This is a genomic window from Teredinibacter sp. KSP-S5-2, assembly GCF_032773895.1.
Classification (GTDB): domain Bacteria; phylum Pseudomonadota; class Gammaproteobacteria; order Pseudomonadales; family Cellvibrionaceae.
In genome coordinates, this window is the sequence record NZ_CP120416.1 from 3,801,191 (window position 1) to 3,819,941 (window position 18,751).

An 18,751-nucleotide genomic window follows, 5' to 3' on the forward strand; every position below is an offset into this window, starting at 1 on the left:
TGCAAAACAGGCATTAACCGCGTAAATGTGCTTTTATATTTCGCGCTAACCGTAAAAAAATATTGGGAAATAGATTTAGCTTTTGCTGTTGTTTTTTTATTTTTGCCAACTCTGCATTCGATAAAACACGTTCCAACACCTGAGCAAAATTCATGTTCGCTTGCTGCCGGCTTTTACACCCCATAAGCACACTGGAAATTTCTGGAAACGACAAAAGGTAGCGTGCCGCCGATAACGTCATGGGCTCACGGTCGTTTTCTAAAAAACGAAACGCTTCAACTTGTCGAAGTATTTTTTGTATAGCCTGCTCGGACATTTTTGATCGTTGATCACAGGGGTCGGTAAAACGAGAATTCGCATTGTATTTTCCGGTTAAAAAACCTTGCCTCAAACTCGATTTAACCAATACGGCCGGTTTTTTGCGCTGTATTAGTGAAATCGACTCGGAAAAGGCCGCCGGATCAAGCAAGCTCATGGGCATTTGAAAGCCGTCTAACTCGGTATTATTTAATACATATTTTATATCCAGACTATTTTTTAAGGAAACACCAACAAACCGAACCAAACCAGATTTCTTTACTGCATACAGTTCATCATAAAGGTGACGCTGATGCTGTAGAGGCACCCAGTGAAGTTGATAAAAATCGATATAGTCTGTCTTTAAGATACTTAACTGCTGTTGCAATGTAGCTAACAAGCCATCTTTCTGTCCCGAATACTTACTGGCAAGAATCCACTTTTGTCGTCTCCCCTGAAGAAATTCACCCAATATTTCCTGAGAAACACCGTAGACACTTGCGGTGTCGACGAGGTTGCAACCCAGCTCTTCTGCAACTGCAAGTGCTCGTAATGCTTCTTTGCCATCAACCGCACCGTAAGCCTCACCACCAATAGGCCAGGCACCAAACCCCACCGCAGAAACCTTTATTCCAGTTTTACCAAAATCTCGATACTGCACGAGCCAGCCTCTCTTGTTTAGGTGAATTCGGAGAATCTAAATATCAAAGTGCAGCTTAAACGGCAGCTCGCGTATCCGCTGCCCACTCGCAGCATATATAGCATTGGCAACACTAGGGGCAACCGGCGGTACTGCTACTTCCCCCAATCCCGTTGGAGGTTCATTGCTATCAATAAACCGCACCTCAATGTCCGGACACTGATTCATTTTAAGCAGAGGATAGTCATGAAAATTGCTTTGTACGACCATACCTTTTTCAACATCAATTTTACCTAACAAAGCAAAAGACAAACCAAAGATCACAGCACCTTCAATTTGTGCCCGAGCATTATCGGGGTGGACAATCTTGCCGCAGTCGGCAACAACGCACACTTTTTCAATGCTGAGCTTTCCGTCGTTAATTAATACCTGAGTCGCCACAGCACAATAACTATAGACACAATAATGCGCAGCTACACCCCACCCTTGTCTGGCATTCACTGAACCAGAACCACTTAAGCCGACTACCTCACGAATCACCCGCTTCAATCGTGCAGTGTTAATCGGGTAGTGGTTATCGTGCATGCCAGTTATTTGCAGGTATTCAGGATCAACAATTCGATCCGCACCAATTAACGCCAATAAATGACCAGCGGGCTCCATGCCACGGGCATAAGCCAGTTCATCCGCGAAGCAGTTATTGGCAAACGCGTGCTGTATATGACAGACAGAGCGCAACCAGCCAATACGCACAGCTTCTTCAGCTTTATGCACTTCAGCACGGAAGTTCTCTACGTCATAAAGCGAACTGGTAAACCCTTGAACCAACTCACCGGGCGAAGCACGATCTACCGACGAATCAAACGTGGAACGGATGGAAGGATAAGCTGCGCGCTGAATCCAGCCGATGATGTTTTTATTCTCATCCAGAGCAGCGAGATACTTTTGCTCACTTTGGGCATGATAATAATCAAACCGAATGTCATCTTCTCTTAACCAGATTAGTTTAACCGGGCGACCAACTGCTTTCGCGATTAATGCCGCCTCGGCACAGAAGTCTCCTTTGGATTTTCTACCAAAGCCACCGCCCATCAATGCCACATTCACCGTAACATTGTGCAAAACGGTATCCAGCAACTGAGCGACATTCGCTCGCACAAATTGAGGGTTCTGAGTACTCGCCCATAAGGTGCATTTATTGCCCTCTACCAAAGCAACTGTCGCGGGGGGTTCCATTGGTGCATGGGCAAGGTAAGGAATACTGTAGTTCGCCTCCACGACACTGTGTGCCAGCTCAAAGGCAGCATCCGGGTCACCATTAACTCTCACGGATTCACCTGTCTCTTGCAAACGCTGACGAAAACGTTCTCGGTTTGCCTCCGAATGGCTCTCTGTATACCGCCCCTCGGACCAAGAACACTTTAATGCTTTCCTCCCTTGTATCGCTGCCCAGGTGTTTTCCGCGACCACCGCCACACCATGTAAGGGATTATATCGAGCGGGAAAAACTGTATGCGGCAAGGTTACGATATCAATGACGCCCGGAACCTTTCTCGCGGCGGTATCATCCAGAGTAACCAGCTTCGCACCAATAGCAGGGGGATGCTCAACAACAGCAATGGCCATATTGGGCAACTGAATATCCACCGCGTATTCCGCCTGCCCGGTCACCATGGGTTCAAGGTCAACAGCGGCAACCCCTTTGCCTATATAACGAAAGTCATTGTCCGACTTAAACTGCAACTCACTCACCAGAGGAACATCAATCGTCGATGCCGCTTCAGCCAAGTCACCGAACGTCAAAAAGCTTCCGGTTTGAAGATTAACAACACGGTGTAATTCAGCCCGACATTGCGAAAGCTCAACCTCCCAGATTTGGGCCGCAGCTTTTTCCAACATTAGTCGAACAGAGGCACCCACCTCGCGCATTTGCATATAACTGGTTTGCACACTTAACGAACCTGCGGTGGTTTGGTTACCAAAATCCGGATGGCCCGGAGCCTGCATAACCCTGACGTTGTCCCAATCTGCCTCCATTTCATCAGCAACCACCATTGGCAAACTGGTTTTCACCCCCTGCCCCATTTCACAACGGTGAGCCCATATTGTGACAATATTATCCGAACCAACCTGGACAAAAAGCCGAGCTTTTTTCTCAGGCTTATTCAGTACATCATGCAATTTATTTCTGATTTTTATCGATCGGCCAGAAAGCATTAAGCCCCCAACAGCAACACCGCTCAAACCAATAGCCCCAATAAATGCTCTTCGACTTAACTTGGTCAAATTAGCCACGACGCAGAACCTCCTGCACTTGCTGGATTCCTTTTTTAATTCTTGGATAAGTACCGCAACGACATAAATTACCCGACATCGCATCATCGATCTGCTCGCCGGAAGCATCAGGAAATGAAGATAACAAGGCAGTTGCAGTAATAATTTGCCCCGGCTGACAATACCCACATTGAGGTACGCTCTCCTCCTTCCATACGGCCTGGACATTTTCAGCAACGGCTTTGACTGGGGAAGAAGACTCGGCAACACCTTCGATCGTTGTAACAGATTTATTCAATACAGCAGCAATGGATAACGCACACGAACGCATTGACTGGCCGTCAATAAGTACCGAGCAACTACCACACTGACCGATACCACAACCGTATTTTGTTCCAGTCAAACCGAGCGTATCTCGTAAAAACCATAAGAGCGGCATATCCAATGCCACGTCAACAACAACCGACTTACCATTAACTGTTAGCTCGTTCACTTTTCACCTCAAAATTCAAACCAGGAGCATGAAATAAACTTGAAAATCCACCATACCAAACTACCATTTACTTCGCATTATTAATCCAATATTGATTTATGAATAATGCATATTCATTCCTTCCACAATCAAATCAACTTTCCTGTAATACGCGCCTGAATGTCAAATTTGTCGACAGGTGAATATCTCTGAAAATCCAGTAGAATTAAACAGCTTTTTGCTTCGTGCAGTGCTAAAGTGCACAGAGAAGGGAAAGATAAAAAGTAATAAATACAGAATCCATAGGGTATTTAGAGAAGCGAAAAGATGTGTGGTATCGCTGGGGTTATCGCCAATTCAAAATTAGACATTGAGTGCGAAGCAACCGCGATCTCAATGGCGAACAGCCTTTATCACCGAGGCCCCGACGGAGCCGGCTACTACTCAGATGAATCAGCTCTACTGGTTCATACCCGCCTAAGTATTATCGATTTACACAGTGGTGACCAGCCAATTCACAATGAAGACAAATCGGTTTGGATCGTCTTCAATGGAGAAATATATAACTATATTGAATTACGCGAAGCACTAATTCATAAAGGCCACCGCTTTTATACAAAGTCTGATACTGAAGTTATTGTCCATTTATATGACGAATATGGAACGGATTTCATTCACTATTTAAATGGTCAATTTGCTATTTGCTTATGGGATAAGAACAAACGCAAAGCAATATTAGCCAGAGACAGAGTCGGTATTGCTCCTCTTTATTTCACATTAAAACAGGATCACCTAATATTCGCATCGGAAATAAAGGCGATCCTCAGTACCGGGAACACTCCCCCCAGTTTAAACGTTAATGCACTCGATCAACTGCTAACATTCTGGGCTCCGGTATCACCAAACACAATATTTAATGATATTTACGAATTACCTCCCGGAGAGATGGCCGTTTATCAGAATGGTCGCTTAGAAAAAAACACATACTGGGATATGGATTTCCCAGAAAAGGGCCAACACACAAACATTAGTGAAAAAGAAGCCTGCGAAAAAATTCACGATTTACTCGTAGACGCCACACAAATTCGATTGCGCTCGGATGTCCCTGTAGCCACCTACCTTTCCGGCGGCTTGGACTCCTCTATTCTCGCTTCATGTATAAATAAATTTAGCGATACAAAACTGACTACTTTCTCGTTGACTTTTGCCGATAAAAATATGGACGAAAGTCAATACCAACAACAACTGGTGGAGCAGCTTAATACCGACCATCGCAGCATTGCCTGTCACGAACCAGACATTGCTAAACACTTTTTATCCAGCATTCAACATATCGAAAGCCCTATAATTCGTACAGCCCCAATTCCTATGGGGATGCTTTCCAGTCTGGTTAAGGAAAACCACTATAAAGTGGTATTAACCGGAGAAGGTGCCGATGAGATATTTGGTGGTTACGATTTGTTTAAGGAAACCAAATTACGTCAGTTTTGGTCCAGGCAACCAGATTCCACCTGGAGGCCAAGACTCATACAACGTTTGTACCCTTACCTCAACCTTGCCCAGGGAAAAGCCAATATTTATTTACAGAATTTTTTTGGTGGTGGCGTAGAGCAGCCTGATCACCCACTTTTTTCCCATATGCCTCGCTGGTTATCAACAAGCAAAATCAAACAGTTCTATTCGCCCCGAACAAAAGAAAACTTATCCGAACAAGCTGAAAAACAATTAATTAACCGCCTTCCAACGAAATTTGAAAGCTGGCCATCATTTAATAAAGCGCAATATCTGGAAGTAAAAACGCTTATGGGTGGCTACCTGCTCAGTTCTCAAGGCGACAGAATGCTAATGAAGAACTCTATTGAAGGGCGATTCCCGTTTTTAGATCACAGGTTAATTGAATTTACCAACCAGCTCGACCCTCGTTTAAAAATGAAGGTACTTAACGAAAAGTATATTTTGAAGCGCGCGATGGGCAAATACCTTCCTGACGCTATAACCAATCGCTATAAACAACCCTATCGAGCACCAAACATCCCCTCCTTCTTTGGCGAGCACAGTCCAGAATTTGTTGATGAATTGCTCGACCAGAGTAAAGTAGATGGTTATGGATACTTTGATGGCAAGAAAGTCGCCATGCTGGTTAAGAAGATAAAATCGGGAAGAAGTATTGGTCAAAAAGATAACATGGCTTTAGTCGCAATATTATCTACTCAAGCCTGGCATCACTTATTTATTGATAACACCAGAACTGTATTATCAGAAAAACAACAATTTACTCAGGTTAAACGAATTAACTAATCCATTGGGGGCTATATTAATGTCAACAGAAGCAAAACTTCGTCACTATATTCTGGAGAATTATCTTTTTACCGACGATCAATCTCAACTCGACAACACAGATTCGTTTATGGAGAAAGGTATTTTAGATTCGACGGGCATCATGGAAGTTATCTTCTTCATCGAAGAGGAATTTGGTGTTCAAGTGGCCGATGAAGAAATGATTCCGGAAAACCTGGATTCAGTAAATAACCTGGTTAACTTTATCAACAAGAAAACAGCATAAAACCATGAAAACATTAGTCGATCAATTTCTGGAAATCGTCTCTTCTTGCGAGAATAATACCGCAATAATCCAAGGCGAACAGACAACCAGCTATCGACAATTAAAGCAAAAAATTCTATCTGCAACGCACTTTCTATCAACAAAAGGTATTCAACCAGGAGATAGAGTTTGCCTGCTTATGGAAAATAGTGCGGATTATGTAGCTCTGTATTATGCAATTTGGGCAACAGGAGCCGTTGCTGTTGCGCTGAACACCGGGTTGATGGATGAAGATATTCAAAACCTATGCACGCACTGTGGAAGCAAAATCCTGATCCACGACTCCAGACATGTATTTGCCTCAGATAGTATTTCAGTATTTGAATCCAGCGAGATCTCCGAAATAAATTCTTCACATGAAATACTTAAACTACCTAAACTTGAAGACACCGCCTCAATTATTTATACCTCTGGCACAACCGGACACCCCAAAGGGGTCACTCTCAGCCACAAAAACCTGGCCTCCAATACAAACTCGATCATTCAGTATCTCAAGCTTACCGCTGCTGACAGGGTAATGTGCATACTGCCTTTTTTCTATTCATACGGTAATTCACTTTTGCATACCCACCTCGCCGTCGGAGGCTCCCTGGTTCTGGAGAATTCGTTTATGTACCCACAAAAGGTACTGGAAAAAATGCAGGCAACCCAGGCAACAGGTTTTTCTGGTGTACCGTCAACATTTACCATGCTATTGGACCGAAGCAAATTACACGCGACTCAAATTCCCAGCTTGCGTTATGTAACACAAGCCGGTGGCGGCATGTCGGCAACCGATATAGAACACTTCACCTCAGCCTGGCATAACATGGACTTTATCGTAATGTATGGGCAAACCGAAGCCAGCGCCAGACTAACTTACTTGCCGGCGAGTATGCTTTTAAAAAAAATGGGCTCAGCAGGTAAAGCGATTCCCGGAGTGGAAATTATTGTCCGCGATGAACAGGGCAACCCATGCCCCGCCGGTACACAAGGGGAAATTACCGCGCGAGGCCCGAATATTATGCAAGGTTATTGGAATGATCAGGCCGAAACGGAAAAAGCCGTCCAGCAAAACTGGCTATATACCGGTGATTTAGGTTATCAGGATGAAGACGGCTATATTTATATTATTGGCCGTAATAAAGAAATGATTAAAACCGGGGCGCACAGAATTGCGCCAAGAGAAATCGAAGAGAAAATCGGAGAATTACCTGGCGTATTGGAAGTCGCTGTCGCGGGCATACCAGATAGAATTATGGGGCAGGTTATAAAGGCATATATCGTAAAAAGCACGGAGTCACCAGAAACCCTAGAACCTCGCGAGATAATGAGACACTGTAAAGAGAAACTTGCCAGCTATAAAATACCGAAAAAAATTGAATTTGTATCCGCTTTGCCAAAAACTGCTTCAGGCAAAGTTCAAAAACATTTGCTTATGTAACACACAGAGGGACAAACGTGACGACCAACATTGATGCCGTAGTGGACGAACTTTTACATTTTGATAAAGACGCAATGATTGAATCTATCACCAGTCAAATGCGACAGCTTTTACGTACACGACTGCGACGTCGTGGCCTGATAGTGGCTATATCTGGTGGAATCGACAGCTCTTGCAGTGCTGCTTTGGCGGTAGAGGCAATAGGCAAAGACAAAGTGTTTGGTTTGCTTTTACCTGAACAGGACTCCTCATCTTTCAGCAGCGATCGAGGGCAAATGCTCGCAGAGCATTTGGGAATAGAATACTTAAAGCATAATATCGCACCGGCATTGGAAGCCATTGGCTGCTACCAATGGCGGGATGAGGCGATTCAAACCACTTTCCCCGAGTACACCAAAGGCTGGAAAAATAAAATTGCGATTGAAGGCGGCACATCAGGCCAAATCAATCGATTTAAACTCGTTGTACAAAACCCGGAAGGTCAACAGTTTGAAAAACGTTTAGGCTTAAGGGAATACTTACAAATTGTTGCAGCAACCAACTATAAACAGCGAATTCGAAAAACTGTTGAATTCTTTCATGCAGACAGATTGAATTACGCCGTGGTCGGCACACCGAACCGTGTAGAGTATGACCAGGGTTTCTTTGTTAAGAATGGAGACGGCTCTGCTGATATAAAACCAATCGCCCACCTGTATAAAACACAGGTATACGCTTTGGCAAAGCACCTGGGGTTACCAGAAGAAATCTGCAATGCAGTCCCTACCACTGATACCTATAGTTTGTCTCAGGGGCAAGATGAATTTTATTACGCCCTCCCCTATAAGGAGATGGATATTGCGCTATGGAGTTTAAATAATGGTAAGCCAGCGAGTTTCCTTGCAGAAAAACTTGCGATATCTGAGGAGCAAGCCGTCTATATATACAAAGATATTGAGACAAAACGTAAAACCACTGCCGTACTGCATTGGCAAGGGATAACCCTGGAAAAAATCGAGGGCCCCGTGACATCCATTCCATTAGGAGAATGACAGTGAGCGATGCTTCTTCGACTTATGTTGTGGAAGAGGAAGAGTACCAGACTCTAACAGAGGAAGTGATTACTCTTCGTCAAGGCGAAGAGCGCTGGCAGGGTGAATATACCAACCACTACAACTGGTTTTATTTAAATTCACCTTACCCGTCAAAACGAATATTCACTTTGCGATTGGAGCAACAAGCTTCCCCCTTGATTGGAACACAAGGGTTATTTACACGTAACTGGAAAACCGATTTCGGTATATCCAAAATCAGTGTTATCGGAGATATGTATGTTGCCAAAGCACACCGAACACTTGGGCCGGCGTTGAAACTACTGCGTCACGTGACAGACCAAGCCTGTCAAGACACGGATATTATCTACTCCTTTCCCAATAAAAATGCGGAACCGGTATTCAAACGTATAGGTTATAAAAAAGTTAACGATTTAACACGCTACTCGCGACCTCTTCGCTGTAAAGAGATTCTTCAGTCACACCAAAAGTTGAAAATGCTTACACCTTTTTCCAGGCTGATTGATTTTTGCCTGTTTATAGAATTACATCTGCGTGGCTTTTTTACGCCGAATTACAATGTAGACATTCAACAGCCAAATGAAGACGAGTTAAACGATCTATGGGTCGATGCAAATATGCACTACTCAATGATAGGAAAACGTGACGCCGCATTTATAAAATGGCGATTAGCCAACCACACAAAGAACAATACCCAACTGGCAATCATCAGAAAGCAATGCGACAACACTATTCAAAGTTATGTCATCTTTGAAACCGACGCTCAAGGGCATATCGATATTGATGATATTCTTTGCCGAAACGGAGCAAAACAGCTTAAGTCCATGCTCGTCGCCTTTCTACTTTATGCCTACGGAAAAAAAATAAAAACCGTCTCCTTTGTTTTCTCCGGCAACAGTGAAATAAAAGATACTCTCAGTGCTCTACGCATGCATCCGCGAGAAAGTAAACCTGTCTACTGCTATGCAAGCTCATCCTCACCAGAAAACGCGCTGATCAACTTTGCGCGCAGTGTTTTTATCACTACTGCGGATCAGGATTAATAATCAACTTCGCCCTCTTTTGTGAGACTCTTTTATCTAACTTTCGACTAAAGTCGAACTCCAAAAACAACTCTGATTCACATCCTGAAAACATATTGCGGATTATGTATAAGCTTTTTTTTCGAATCCATTTTTTATAGAAAATTCAGTCAAAACTGAAAGTTAGTTAAAAACAAAAACAGTTCGCATTTTCAATCCAATTTTGATGAACATTCGGGGTTTTATGCTTAATATATTTGGCAGACACGCGTATTTATTTCTATTAGAAATAAATACGCTCGAATTCTATTCAAGTTGATTCTTTGCCTATCAATTTTCTATTGGTTAGGATTCGGCGTACAACCGCGAAACAACAACTATAAATTCGCACTTGTTCAAACAAACACCTTTGGCAAAGTCTGTCGTCTTGCCACAAAAAAACATAATAACAACAAGTATTTCTTTGAGGCTTTAACAATGAAATATAAGAATCTACTCCCAAGCTTTTTAAAAGCCGGAGTTGTAGCTGGCGGAACATTTCTGGCTATGGCTTCCCAACAACTATACGCCCACGGCTATGCGGACTTTCCTAAAGCCCGTCAGGCATTCTGTGAAGATGATGGCGGTTACTGGTATCCACAAGATGGTTCCGGTATTCCAAATGCAGCATGTCGAGCCGCATTTCAGGTTTCAGGCTCTTTCCCATTTGTTCAGTCTATCGAACATGCCCGCCTAACGTCTGATTACAACAACCAAGCAGCAGTTGAAGCTGCCGTCCCCAATGGCAAGTTATGTGCCGCTGGCGACAATGCTAAGGCTGGTATGGACACTCCGCACCCGGATTGGCAAACACAACAAATTACCCTGGATGCTAACGGACAATTTGAATACCGTTTTTACGCAGCAACCCCACATAACCCAAGCTTCTGGAAGTTTTACATTTCCAAGCCATCATTCAACCCAGCAACAGATACACTAACCTGGGCTGACTTGGAATTGGTTGACGAAATTGGCAACGTACCAACCACTGACATTAATGGCAAAAAGTACTATGTCATGAACGTTAGCCTACCAACCAACAGAACCGGTAGAGCGATCTTATATACTCGCTGGCAGCGTATTGATCCAGCAGGTGAAGGTTTCTACAACTGTAGTGACATTGTCCTTGGTGATGCTCCTCCTCCTGTTTGGGCTGACGAAGGCGCTTACGTTGACACAGCAACCAACCCTGTTGCCGGCGACCAGATTTGGTTCCGTGTATTTAACAGCAACGGTAGCGAAATCGTTTTCAAACAAAAAGACATTACTGCAGCCAACGAAGCGAAAGCGGTTTGGACATCAGAACTGGCTAACGACATCAATACTACTGAATCTTCAGTCCGTGTAGGTGTGCTTAATGCTGATACGGTTTCCTACAATGCCTCTGATATTTACGCTAACCGTGTTTACACTCTGGACGCGACCAACACGTATCAGTTGGACTTGAAAGCAGGCAGCAGCTCATCATCAAGCTCCTCTTCGAGCAGCTCCTCAAGTTCAAGCAGTTCTTCTAGCTCTAGCAGCTCAAGCTCTTCCAGCAGTTCTTCTTCTGGCGGTAGCAGCTGTACAGCATACGTAGACGGTGCAACCTACAACAACGGTGATGTTGTCACTAACGGTGGTCAAAACTACGTATGTAAGCAAGCAGGCTGGTGTTCTTCTGGTGGCGCATACGCACCAGGAACCGGTTGGGCGTGGACTTACGCATGGGATCTTGCCGCGGCAGATGCCTGCGGGACATCTTCTTCCAGCTCATCATCAAGCTCTTCCAGCAGCTCTAGCTCAAGCAGCAGTTCATCATCAAGCTCTTCATCCAGCAGCAGCTCAAGCAATTCTTCTTCTGGTGGAACGGGTGACTGTGCAGCGCAAGGCGTTGATACAGCAACTGTAAATGCCTACCCGAACTGGACTCAAAGTGACTGGGCAGGCAATCCAAGCCATGCCACAGGCGGTGACCTGATGTCTGATAACGGTGCGGTTTACCGAGCTAACTGGTGGACACAATCTGTTCCAGGTAGCGACGGTGCATGGACATTTGTTTGTAATATCTAAGTGGTGAACTCACCATATTGAGAAAAGGCGGCCATAGGTCGCCTTTTTTTATTGGCAAAGCAGGAGCTTGTGTTATTTAAGTCCCTTGGAACAGAGTAATACACTGCTTTTTGTCCTTACGAATTTTCCCCATCAAAAAATCCTATCAAGACCAACACTCACGATTATCCATCGCTTTCTGTACATACACCCCTTAGCGCTCTCAAGGAAGAAAATACTCACGAAGACAGTCCAATATGCAGTGAAATATGCGACAATCTGGCGCCCGTATATCGTAGTTGGGATAAAACCGTATTATGGAACATAAACTGGTCACAAATATTAATGAGTTACTGCCTCTCTGTGACGAGATTGCCGCAATTGCGGCTGAGCGCCAACCTGAAGAACACGCACTGTATACAAAGGCACATATCAAGGCAGCATGGAATCTGGCACAAACCAAGGCTCGAAAGCCAATGTTTGTCTTAAGCTACGAAAATAACTTGCTGGTAGCAGTAGCACCTTTACAAATTTTTGTCATGGGTCCCAAAACACTCTACTGCAAACAATTGGAGTTCTTTAACTCTCAATCTAACCCGCTGGTTTATCCCCACTCGCGATTTTTAATTTCGTCTCAAACGGATTTGAACATTTACCTCAACGCCCTGAAAGACTACCTCAATACAGTTCTTGTAACCCAGTGGGACCAGTTCATGCTCTCGGGCATGTTCGCCAACGAAAAGGCACAGCTTTCCGAATTATTGGACAGTAGTGACTCGGCAGAAATAGCTACCGCCTATTCATCTGATCTATCCAATGGTTTTGAGTCATTCTTCATGACGCAAATGTCGAGTAAGAGTAGGACAAAGGTTAGAAAGTTTGCCAAATCGCTCAAAGCCATACAGGAATACGAAATAAAGACCTATTCCACCCTTGATGAAGCGATGCTGAAAAGATTGATAGCAATACATGTGCAACGGCAAACGCTCATGCGAAGTAATGGCAGAAATGAGCGTACCAGTATTTTTGAACAGGAAAACACCCGAATTATTTTTACCGAGTTTGTCAAAGACCTTGCTCAACAAGACATGCTGCAAGTCGACACACTAGAGATAAACAACCAGCCGGAAGCGTTTATTATTAGTAGTAAATCACGCGGTGGAATTAACGCAATACTTATGTCTTTCAACACCAATCTGGCAAAATACTCCCCACTGAAAATACTCGTCCTTGCCATTCTGGAAAACGCAGGCAATGAAGGTGGGATTTCGACACTCAGTTACGGCCAGGACAGTAATACATTTAAAGAGCAGTTTGGAAAAACACAAAAAAATCGATACAAAATACGCGGTAGTTTCAACCCGCAGCTTTTATCAAAAGTAAAACACACTCTATGTAAAAAAGTGGTTGCTTTCGATTAGCATGAGCAAGCAGTGGGACTAACGTTTTAAATTTTGCAGCAATTTGATCAAGCGCCCCTTCAATGAATGATTAAATATTTCTGCTGCGTAGGTAGTTTCCTCAATAAAATGCCATTTCCTTGCCCACTCTGGACCAGTCACCACGTTAATTTCTGCTGGAGCACCATCAGCAATAAGATGTTCAATAAGCTTTAAAATAAGTGCATTACCCGGGCCAAACTTTCTGTATTCCTCGTTATAGGCAATTTTCACCAGGTTCCAACAATTTGACTTTCGCACACAGAACTGAGACGCGACGGCAATATCACCAAAATACAAAAAATTAATGCTTACAAAGTTGGGCGTCTCCGCGTTCATGAGTGACCGGTAAAAAGCTTTATAGTTTTCATCCATATTGATACTGGTCGCTTCGCCCTCGGAACCTTTCCAGCCGGAAGCCTCCATTTGCATAAAACGCTGAAAAGCATCTTCAAGCAAGTCAGGGTCGGAACAGCTTTCAAAACTCAAACTAGAATAGGCCTTTTCCGCACTTCTTGCTTCATAACGCACGGTTTTCAGTCTTTTCTTGGACAACACCTTGTCCCAATTTGGCTCTGAGTTAACCGGAGTATATAAGCTTTCTTTTAATTTTTTCCGCGGTAAATTTATTTCTTTCGCCAAATTATTCAAATTTGAACGTTCACGAAAGCGGGCAAACACGATCTTATGCCAACGTATTTCCATTTGTTTTTGTAAAAACTCAAGCACGCTCTCATAAATATGCAAGGTGTTTTCTCTGTGATCGTAAAGAATGTCAAAAAGCGGTAAATGACTATGGTCGAAATATTTTAAGATTTTCCATTTCATACCAAATCGACGCATGTCTTCTTGCATGAAAGGAAACACAGCAACCAGTTGATCACCTTTTTTGACACAGGCATATGAAACACCCGATTGAAGCAGATAACAATTTAAAGCGTAGTGCCAATCGAAACAATTATTGAAGGATTGGTCTAAACATGCCCCGAGCAGGTCGTTCCATTGATTTTTCAGCGATTCAAGGCCTGTAACGCCATGTGCCCATTCTACTCGGTACATCTTCTCTCCGTTTTAGTCTGTTAAGTTAAGCGAGGTGATTTTACTATTAAAACTGTTGTTTTGTAGGCTTAAGTATCATTTTTGTGTGAGGGCCCATTGATACAGGCGGTTTTTCTTTTCCCCAGTAATCTGGGCGCACAGTGATGCCGCTTTTTTCACTGGCAACTCAGATAACAAAATCCCCATTATTTTCATTGCCTCCGCGGACACATCTTCCGACAAAGACGATGCTTCCATACCAGAAACAAGGATCACCATTTCTCCTTTTCGCTGATTGGCATCCTCTTCAACCTGAGTAATTAATTGCTCTAGCGTCCCCGATAAGAACGTCTCAAAAGTCTTCGTCAGCTCTCTAGCCAAAACGGCCTGTCGTGTAGAACCAAAAGCAACCTGCATATCCCTCAGAGAATCTTCAATACGGTGGGGCGATTCATAAAAAACCAGTGTCTCAGTATTTTCCGCGAGAGATGTTAACCAGCTTTGCCTTTGACCGGATTTGGCAGGCGGAAAACCGCGAAAACTAAACGCATCTGAAGGTAAACCTGCAGCCGAAAGCGCTGCAATCGCAGCACAAGCTCCAGGCACGGGAATAACATGATGCCCTTCGCTTCTTGCAATACTCACCAACCGGTACCCAGGATCAGAAATTAAGGGAGTGCCTGCATCAGAGATAAGGGCAACGGTCGCACCGGCACGCATTTTCTCCAGGATTCGCTCGGTCTGACTGGCAGAACTGTGGTCATGATATGCAACGAGCGGTGTGTCAATGTCATAATGCTGCATAAGTTTTGCGCTATGCCGGGTATCCTCAGCCGCAATCAAGTCGGCACTTTTAAGGATGTTTATCGCTCTAACAGTGATGTCGTCGAGATTTCCTATGGGAGTTGAGACAATATATAAGGAGCTTCTTTCTTGCATTTGGTATATTCCCAGACTCCAGCAATGAAATGATCGGTCGCCACCTCGAAACTGAGCACAAATTAAACAAATATATAGACACAAAACTATGTTAAAAAAAGGCTTACTTGCAGCGTTATTGTTTTCCACCCTGGTCGGTTGTGGCCCAGGCAACGTACAACAACAGTCTTCTACAAGTGCCCAGGTCGCCCTTGACGACATCGCACAGTATATTGAAACAGCCAATGCCCTAGAAGGGGAAGAGCGATCCAGGCGCTTGACTACCGCTGCGCAAAGTCTCTACGTTTACGGCAAAATTGACTGGTCGCGCAACGTACTCAGCAGTATCGACCCACGCAGTTTTCAGGATGCTGATGGCTTCATTCAATATTCATTGCTCTCAGCGAACCTCTCTCTTGAAGCGGCTGAGCCTTTCTCCGCCAAACACAGCTTGTTTAACCCTCGCTTTGAATCATCCCTGACTTCGAGCAGTATTGAAACTCAAATACAGGCCAGAGAAGCCCGGGCAAATCTTCTTTTCGATATTGGAGAATACTCAGAAGCTGTTACAGAACGCATCAAGCTTGACGCCTTGCTGGCGAATAATACAGAAGCGCGCGAACTAAATCAGGACAATTTGTGGCAGACCTTGATGGAAATCTCTGTCAGTGACCTTGAACTGGAGGCCAAAGCCGCTCAATCGTCCGAGACTTCAGGCTGGTACACTCTCGCAGCACTGAGTAAAAGCAGCCAAACCGACCTGTCAGCCCAATTAAACGCGGTAGAAAACTGGGCCATGCTCTGGCCCGAACACCCAGCCAGCCTTCGACTGCCCAGCGACCTGCAACTACTAAAACAACTGGTGGAAAATCACCCCAAAAAAATCGCATTGTTCTTACCGCTATCCGGTAAGTTGAGCAATGCCGCTTCGGCCTTGCGAGATGGATTTATGGCCGCCCATTATCAAGCATCGATCAACGCCACCACTCAACCCGTTATTCGAATTTACGACACGGAACAATACAACATCATTGACTTGTATGAACGTGCAGTTGCAGAAGGAGTGGAAGTCGTTATCGGGCCGTTGAACAAAGATAAAATTGACGAGTTGGCCTTATTGCCTGAACTGCCCGTCCCAACCCTGGCCCTCAACTATGTCGATAATGAGAGCATACCGACCGCCAGTAATCTATACCAATTCGGCTTACGTATCGACGATGAAGTACAGCAAATAGCCAATCGCGCTTGGCGTGACGGATACCGACGCGCATTGGTACTGGCCCCAACAAGCTCATGGGGGGACAAAGCCATTGCCACATTTTCGAAAGCCTGGCAGGCACAGAATGGAGAAATTGTCAGTACTCATCAATTTAATGCACAAAAAGACTATTCCCGTTTAATCAAAGACGCGCTCAAGGTGGCAGACAGTCAAACCCGCGCCAGACAGATCCGTCAGTTGATCGGAAAAAGTGTGGAGTTCGAACCACGCCGCAGAAAAGACATTGACGTTATTATTTTGATTGCGCACCCATCACAAGCGCGACAAATCAAACCCACGCTCGCCTTCCACTATGGCGGTGATTTACCCGTATACTCGTCTAGTCATGTATACGATGGCAGCGAAGACAGCAAAGCAAACTCCGACATGAATGGTATTCGATTTACCTCGCTTCCCTGGTACTTTGACAATACCCGCGAAGAGAAAAAGGAAATAGACAAATACACTCATCAACCTGCAACATTTGACCGCCTTTACGCTATGGGTGTTGATGCATACAGCCTCTACCCACGCCTGAAACAACTTGAACAAGTCACCAAAGCCCATTTTTATGGTGCAACAGGTAGCCTGAGCATGAGCAACACCCGACAAATCCAGCGCACGCAATCCTGGGCTCAGTTTGTTCGCGGTAAAGCGGTGTTAGTACCGACAGTATCCGTGGTAGACGAATAGCCACAGGATGCATACACTTGTTCTCCAGCAGACGCAAAAAAGCACAGTCCATTGGCGAGCAAGCTGAAAGCCTGGCAGAAAAATATTTGCAACAACACGGCTTAAAAACTGTCGATAAAAACTATCGGTGCAAACTTGGTGAAATAGATTTAATTATGCAAGACAAGCAAACACTGGTTTTTGTTGAGGTTCGCTATCGGAATTCTGACGCTTTTGGCTCTCCGGTCGAAAGCGTCACCTATCGCAAGCAAGAAAAAATACGAAAAACTGCACAACTTTTCTTGCAAAAACACACCCACTTTTACAACACAGATTGCAGGTTTGACATTCTAGGTATTTCTCCCGGCAATACCGAATGGATAAAAGCCGCTTTTTAATTATGTCGCAAAGAGTTTATACCCTATTTCAAAAAAGCGTAGAAGCCAAGATGCAGGTTGGTGAAGAGCTAGCACCTAGAATTACCAATGCTAGCAACCTCCTCGTTGAAAGTTTGCTATCAGAAAATAAAATTCTGGTCTGTGGTAACGGGGCATCCGCTGCACTTGCGCAGATATTTACCTCAAGCCTTTTGGATCGGTATGAAAAAGAACGGCCAGGATTACCTGCAATATGGCTTGGCAGCAACATTGCTACCTACACATCTATTTCAGCCGACGTCAGCAGAGCAGACGTATACGCCAAGCCGCTCAAAGCCCTTGGACAACCAGGGGACTGCCTGGTCGTCATCAGCTCCAGCGGCAATTCCTTAAATTTAGTGCAAGCCATTACCGCTGCGCAGGATCGGGGAATTCGAGTAATAGCGCTAACCGGCCGGGACGGGGGAAGTATTTCCGCCATGTTGAGCGAATCAGATATCGAAATATGTGCGTCGGTGGACTCCAGAGGACGAATCCATGAAATCCACCTGCTTACGCTATTTTGTCTGTGCGATTTAATTGATAACCAACTTTTTGGAATAGAATAAGATGTTCAAAACACTACTCAAAATAATGGTGACAATGTCTTCGGTTTTGTTATTTAGTGGTTGTGTAACCATTGTGGACGCCACAAGCGAAGGTCCAATACAGACAGACCCAGGCAAACGAACTTTTGGCGAATACTGGGACGATAAACAAATCAAAACGATTGTTGCTGTCAACCTGAAAAAAGCCAGTCCCGGTCTAAAACAATCCCACATTAATGTGCACAGCTTCCGGGGCGTTGTTCTCCTGACCGGCGAAGTACCATCCCATAAATTACGTGACCTTGCTTCCCAAACAACTAAAGATGTTCACTTGGTTCGCCAAGTGTATAACGAGTTGCAGGTGCGACCTAAATCCAGCTTTTTCTCTCGCACAAGCGATAATTTTTTAACCACAAAAATAAACGTAAAACTATTAGCCTATAAAGATATCGACTCAGATAGAGTAAAAGTAATTGTCGAAGACGATATTGTTTACCTAATGGGCTTGCTCACCAAAGTACAGGCGGAAAAAATTACGCAGGTTGTACGTAGAACAGGCGGCGTGAAAAAAGTCGTCCGAGCCATTGAGTACGTTGAAGACCAATAAGCG

The 18,751-nt window shown here is 44.4% G+C and carries 16 protein-coding genes; 11 read left to right on the forward strand and 5 right to left on the reverse strand.

The annotated features are described in order from the left end of the window. Positions 1-13 precede the first annotated feature (13 nt). Genes P5V12_RS16190 through P5V12_RS16200 form a run of 3 tightly spaced genes read right to left on the reverse strand, consistent with a single transcriptional unit; the run spans position 14 to position 3,704 of the window. The gene (locus tag P5V12_RS16190; protein ID WP_316954129.1) at positions 14-958 is read right to left on the reverse strand and encodes an aldo/keto reductase; all 945 of its coding nucleotides are present in this window, start codon (positions 956-958) and stop codon (positions 14-16) included. A 36-nt stretch (positions 959-994) separates the two neighbouring features. After that, positions 995-3,232: a xanthine dehydrogenase family protein molybdopterin-binding subunit gene (locus P5V12_RS16195; RefSeq protein WP_316954130.1), complete on the reverse strand. Its 2,238-nt coding sequence runs from the start codon at positions 3,230-3,232 to the stop codon at positions 995-997. After that, a complete protein-coding gene (locus tag P5V12_RS16200; RefSeq protein ID WP_316954131.1) occupies positions 3,225-3,704 on the reverse strand; it encodes a (2Fe-2S)-binding protein in 480 nt (159 codons plus the stop codon). Before P5V12_RS16200 ends, P5V12_RS16195 begins: the two co-directional genes overlap by 8 nt. 306 nt (positions 3,705-4,010) lie before the next feature. Here P5V12_RS16200 and asnB point away from each other — a divergent pair, with 306 nt between their 5' ends. The 7 genes from asnB (at position 4,011) to P5V12_RS16235 (ending at position 13,273) form a co-directional block, all read left to right on the forward strand. After that, on the forward strand, positions 4,011-5,981 hold the full coding sequence (gene asnB, locus P5V12_RS16205) for an asparagine synthase (glutamine-hydrolyzing) (RefSeq protein ID WP_316954132.1): 1,971 nt from the start codon (positions 4,011-4,013) through the stop codon (positions 5,979-5,981). Between the two features lie 19 nt (positions 5,982-6,000). Beyond that, positions 6,001-6,246: an acyl carrier protein gene (locus tag P5V12_RS16210; protein WP_316954133.1), complete on the forward strand. Its 246-nt coding sequence runs from the start codon at positions 6,001-6,003 to the stop codon at positions 6,244-6,246. A gap of 4 nt (positions 6,247-6,250) precedes the next feature. Further along, positions 6,251-7,708, forward strand: coding sequence for a class I adenylate-forming enzyme family protein (locus P5V12_RS16215; protein WP_316954134.1), 1,458 nt, complete (start codon positions 6,251-6,253; stop codon positions 7,706-7,708). Between the two features lie 17 nt (positions 7,709-7,725). Beyond that, positions 7,726-8,739, forward strand: a complete 1,014-nt coding sequence (nadE, locus tag P5V12_RS16220; protein WP_316954135.1) for an NAD(+) synthase — start codon at positions 7,726-7,728, stop codon at positions 8,737-8,739. A 2-nt stretch (positions 8,740-8,741) separates the two neighbouring features. Beyond that, positions 8,742-9,803, forward strand: a complete 1,062-nt coding sequence (locus P5V12_RS16225; protein WP_316954136.1) for a hypothetical protein — start codon at positions 8,742-8,744, stop codon at positions 9,801-9,803. Between the two features lie 456 nt (positions 9,804-10,259). Next, on the forward strand, positions 10,260-11,873 hold the full coding sequence (locus P5V12_RS16230) for a lytic polysaccharide monooxygenase (protein ID WP_316954137.1): 1,614 nt from the start codon (positions 10,260-10,262) through the stop codon (positions 11,871-11,873). A gap of 296 nt (positions 11,874-12,169) precedes the next feature. Then, positions 12,170-13,273 (forward strand): GNAT family N-acetyltransferase, encoded by a 1,104-nt coding sequence (locus P5V12_RS16235; protein WP_316954138.1) that lies wholly within the window; start codon positions 12,170-12,172, stop codon positions 13,271-13,273. A gap of 18 nt (positions 13,274-13,291) precedes the next feature. On the opposite strand, the gene P5V12_RS16240 is transcribed toward P5V12_RS16235, so the two are convergent. After that, on the reverse strand, positions 13,292-14,350 hold the full coding sequence (locus P5V12_RS16240; protein ID WP_316954139.1) for a GNAT family N-acetyltransferase: 1,059 nt from the start codon (positions 14,348-14,350) through the stop codon (positions 13,292-13,294). A 75-nt stretch (positions 14,351-14,425) separates the two neighbouring features. After that, a complete protein-coding gene (rsmI, locus tag P5V12_RS16245) occupies positions 14,426-15,268 on the reverse strand; it encodes a 16S rRNA (cytidine(1402)-2'-O)-methyltransferase (protein ID WP_316954140.1) in 843 nt (280 codons plus the stop codon). A gap of 88 nt (positions 15,269-15,356) precedes the next feature. Here rsmI and P5V12_RS16250 point away from each other — a divergent pair, with 88 nt between their 5' ends. From P5V12_RS16250 to P5V12_RS16265, 4 genes are read left to right on the forward strand one after another with little or no spacing between them, the layout of a single operon-like run. Then, a complete protein-coding gene (locus P5V12_RS16250; RefSeq protein ID WP_316954141.1) occupies positions 15,357-17,198 on the forward strand; it encodes a penicillin-binding protein activator in 1,842 nt (613 codons plus the stop codon). A 17-nt stretch (positions 17,199-17,215) separates the two neighbouring features. Next, positions 17,216-17,575, forward strand: a complete 360-nt coding sequence (locus P5V12_RS16255) for a YraN family protein (protein ID WP_316954142.1) — start codon at positions 17,216-17,218, stop codon at positions 17,573-17,575. Positions 17,576-17,577: 2 nt separating this feature from the next. Beyond that, positions 17,578-18,162, forward strand: coding sequence for an SIS domain-containing protein (locus tag P5V12_RS16260; protein WP_410483342.1), 585 nt, complete (start codon positions 17,578-17,580; stop codon positions 18,160-18,162). 1 nt (position 18,163) lies between these two features. Next, entirely contained in the window at positions 18,164-18,748 is a 585-nt protein-coding gene (locus tag P5V12_RS16265) for a BON domain-containing protein (RefSeq protein ID WP_316954144.1), read from the forward strand. Positions 18,749-18,751 lie beyond the last annotated feature (3 nt).

Excerpts from the sequence above, each read along its gene's own strand:
- asnB (WP_316954132.1), top strand. The coding sequence starts at position 4,011 with ATGTGTGGTATCGCTGGGGTTATCGCCAATTCAAAATTAGACATTGAG.
- P5V12_RS16210 (WP_316954133.1), top strand. The coding sequence starts at position 6,001 with ATGTCAACAGAAGCAAAACTTCGTCACTATATTCTGGAGAATTATCTT.
- P5V12_RS16215 (WP_316954134.1), top strand. The coding sequence starts at position 6,251 with ATGAAAACATTAGTCGATCAATTTCTGGAAATCGTCTCTTCTTGCGAG.
- P5V12_RS16230 (WP_316954137.1), top strand. The coding sequence starts at position 10,260 with ATGAAATATAAGAATCTACTCCCAAGCTTTTTAAAAGCCGGAGTTGTA.
- P5V12_RS16235 (WP_316954138.1), top strand. The coding sequence starts at position 12,170 with ATGGAACATAAACTGGTCACAAATATTAATGAGTTACTGCCTCTCTGT.
- P5V12_RS16240 (WP_316954139.1), bottom strand. The coding sequence starts at position 14,350 with ATGTACCGAGTAGAATGGGCACATGGCGTTACAGGCCTTGAATCGCTG.
- rsmI (WP_316954140.1), bottom strand. The coding sequence starts at position 15,268 with ATGCAAGAAAGAAGCTCCTTATATATTGTCTCAACTCCCATAGGAAAT.
- P5V12_RS16250 (WP_316954141.1), top strand. The coding sequence starts at position 15,357 with ATGTTAAAAAAAGGCTTACTTGCAGCGTTATTGTTTTCCACCCTGGTC.
- P5V12_RS16260 (WP_410483342.1), top strand. The coding sequence starts at position 17,578 with ATGTCGCAAAGAGTTTATACCCTATTTCAAAAAAGCGTAGAAGCCAAG.
- P5V12_RS16265 (WP_316954144.1), top strand. The coding sequence starts at position 18,164 with ATGTTCAAAACACTACTCAAAATAATGGTGACAATGTCTTCGGTTTTG.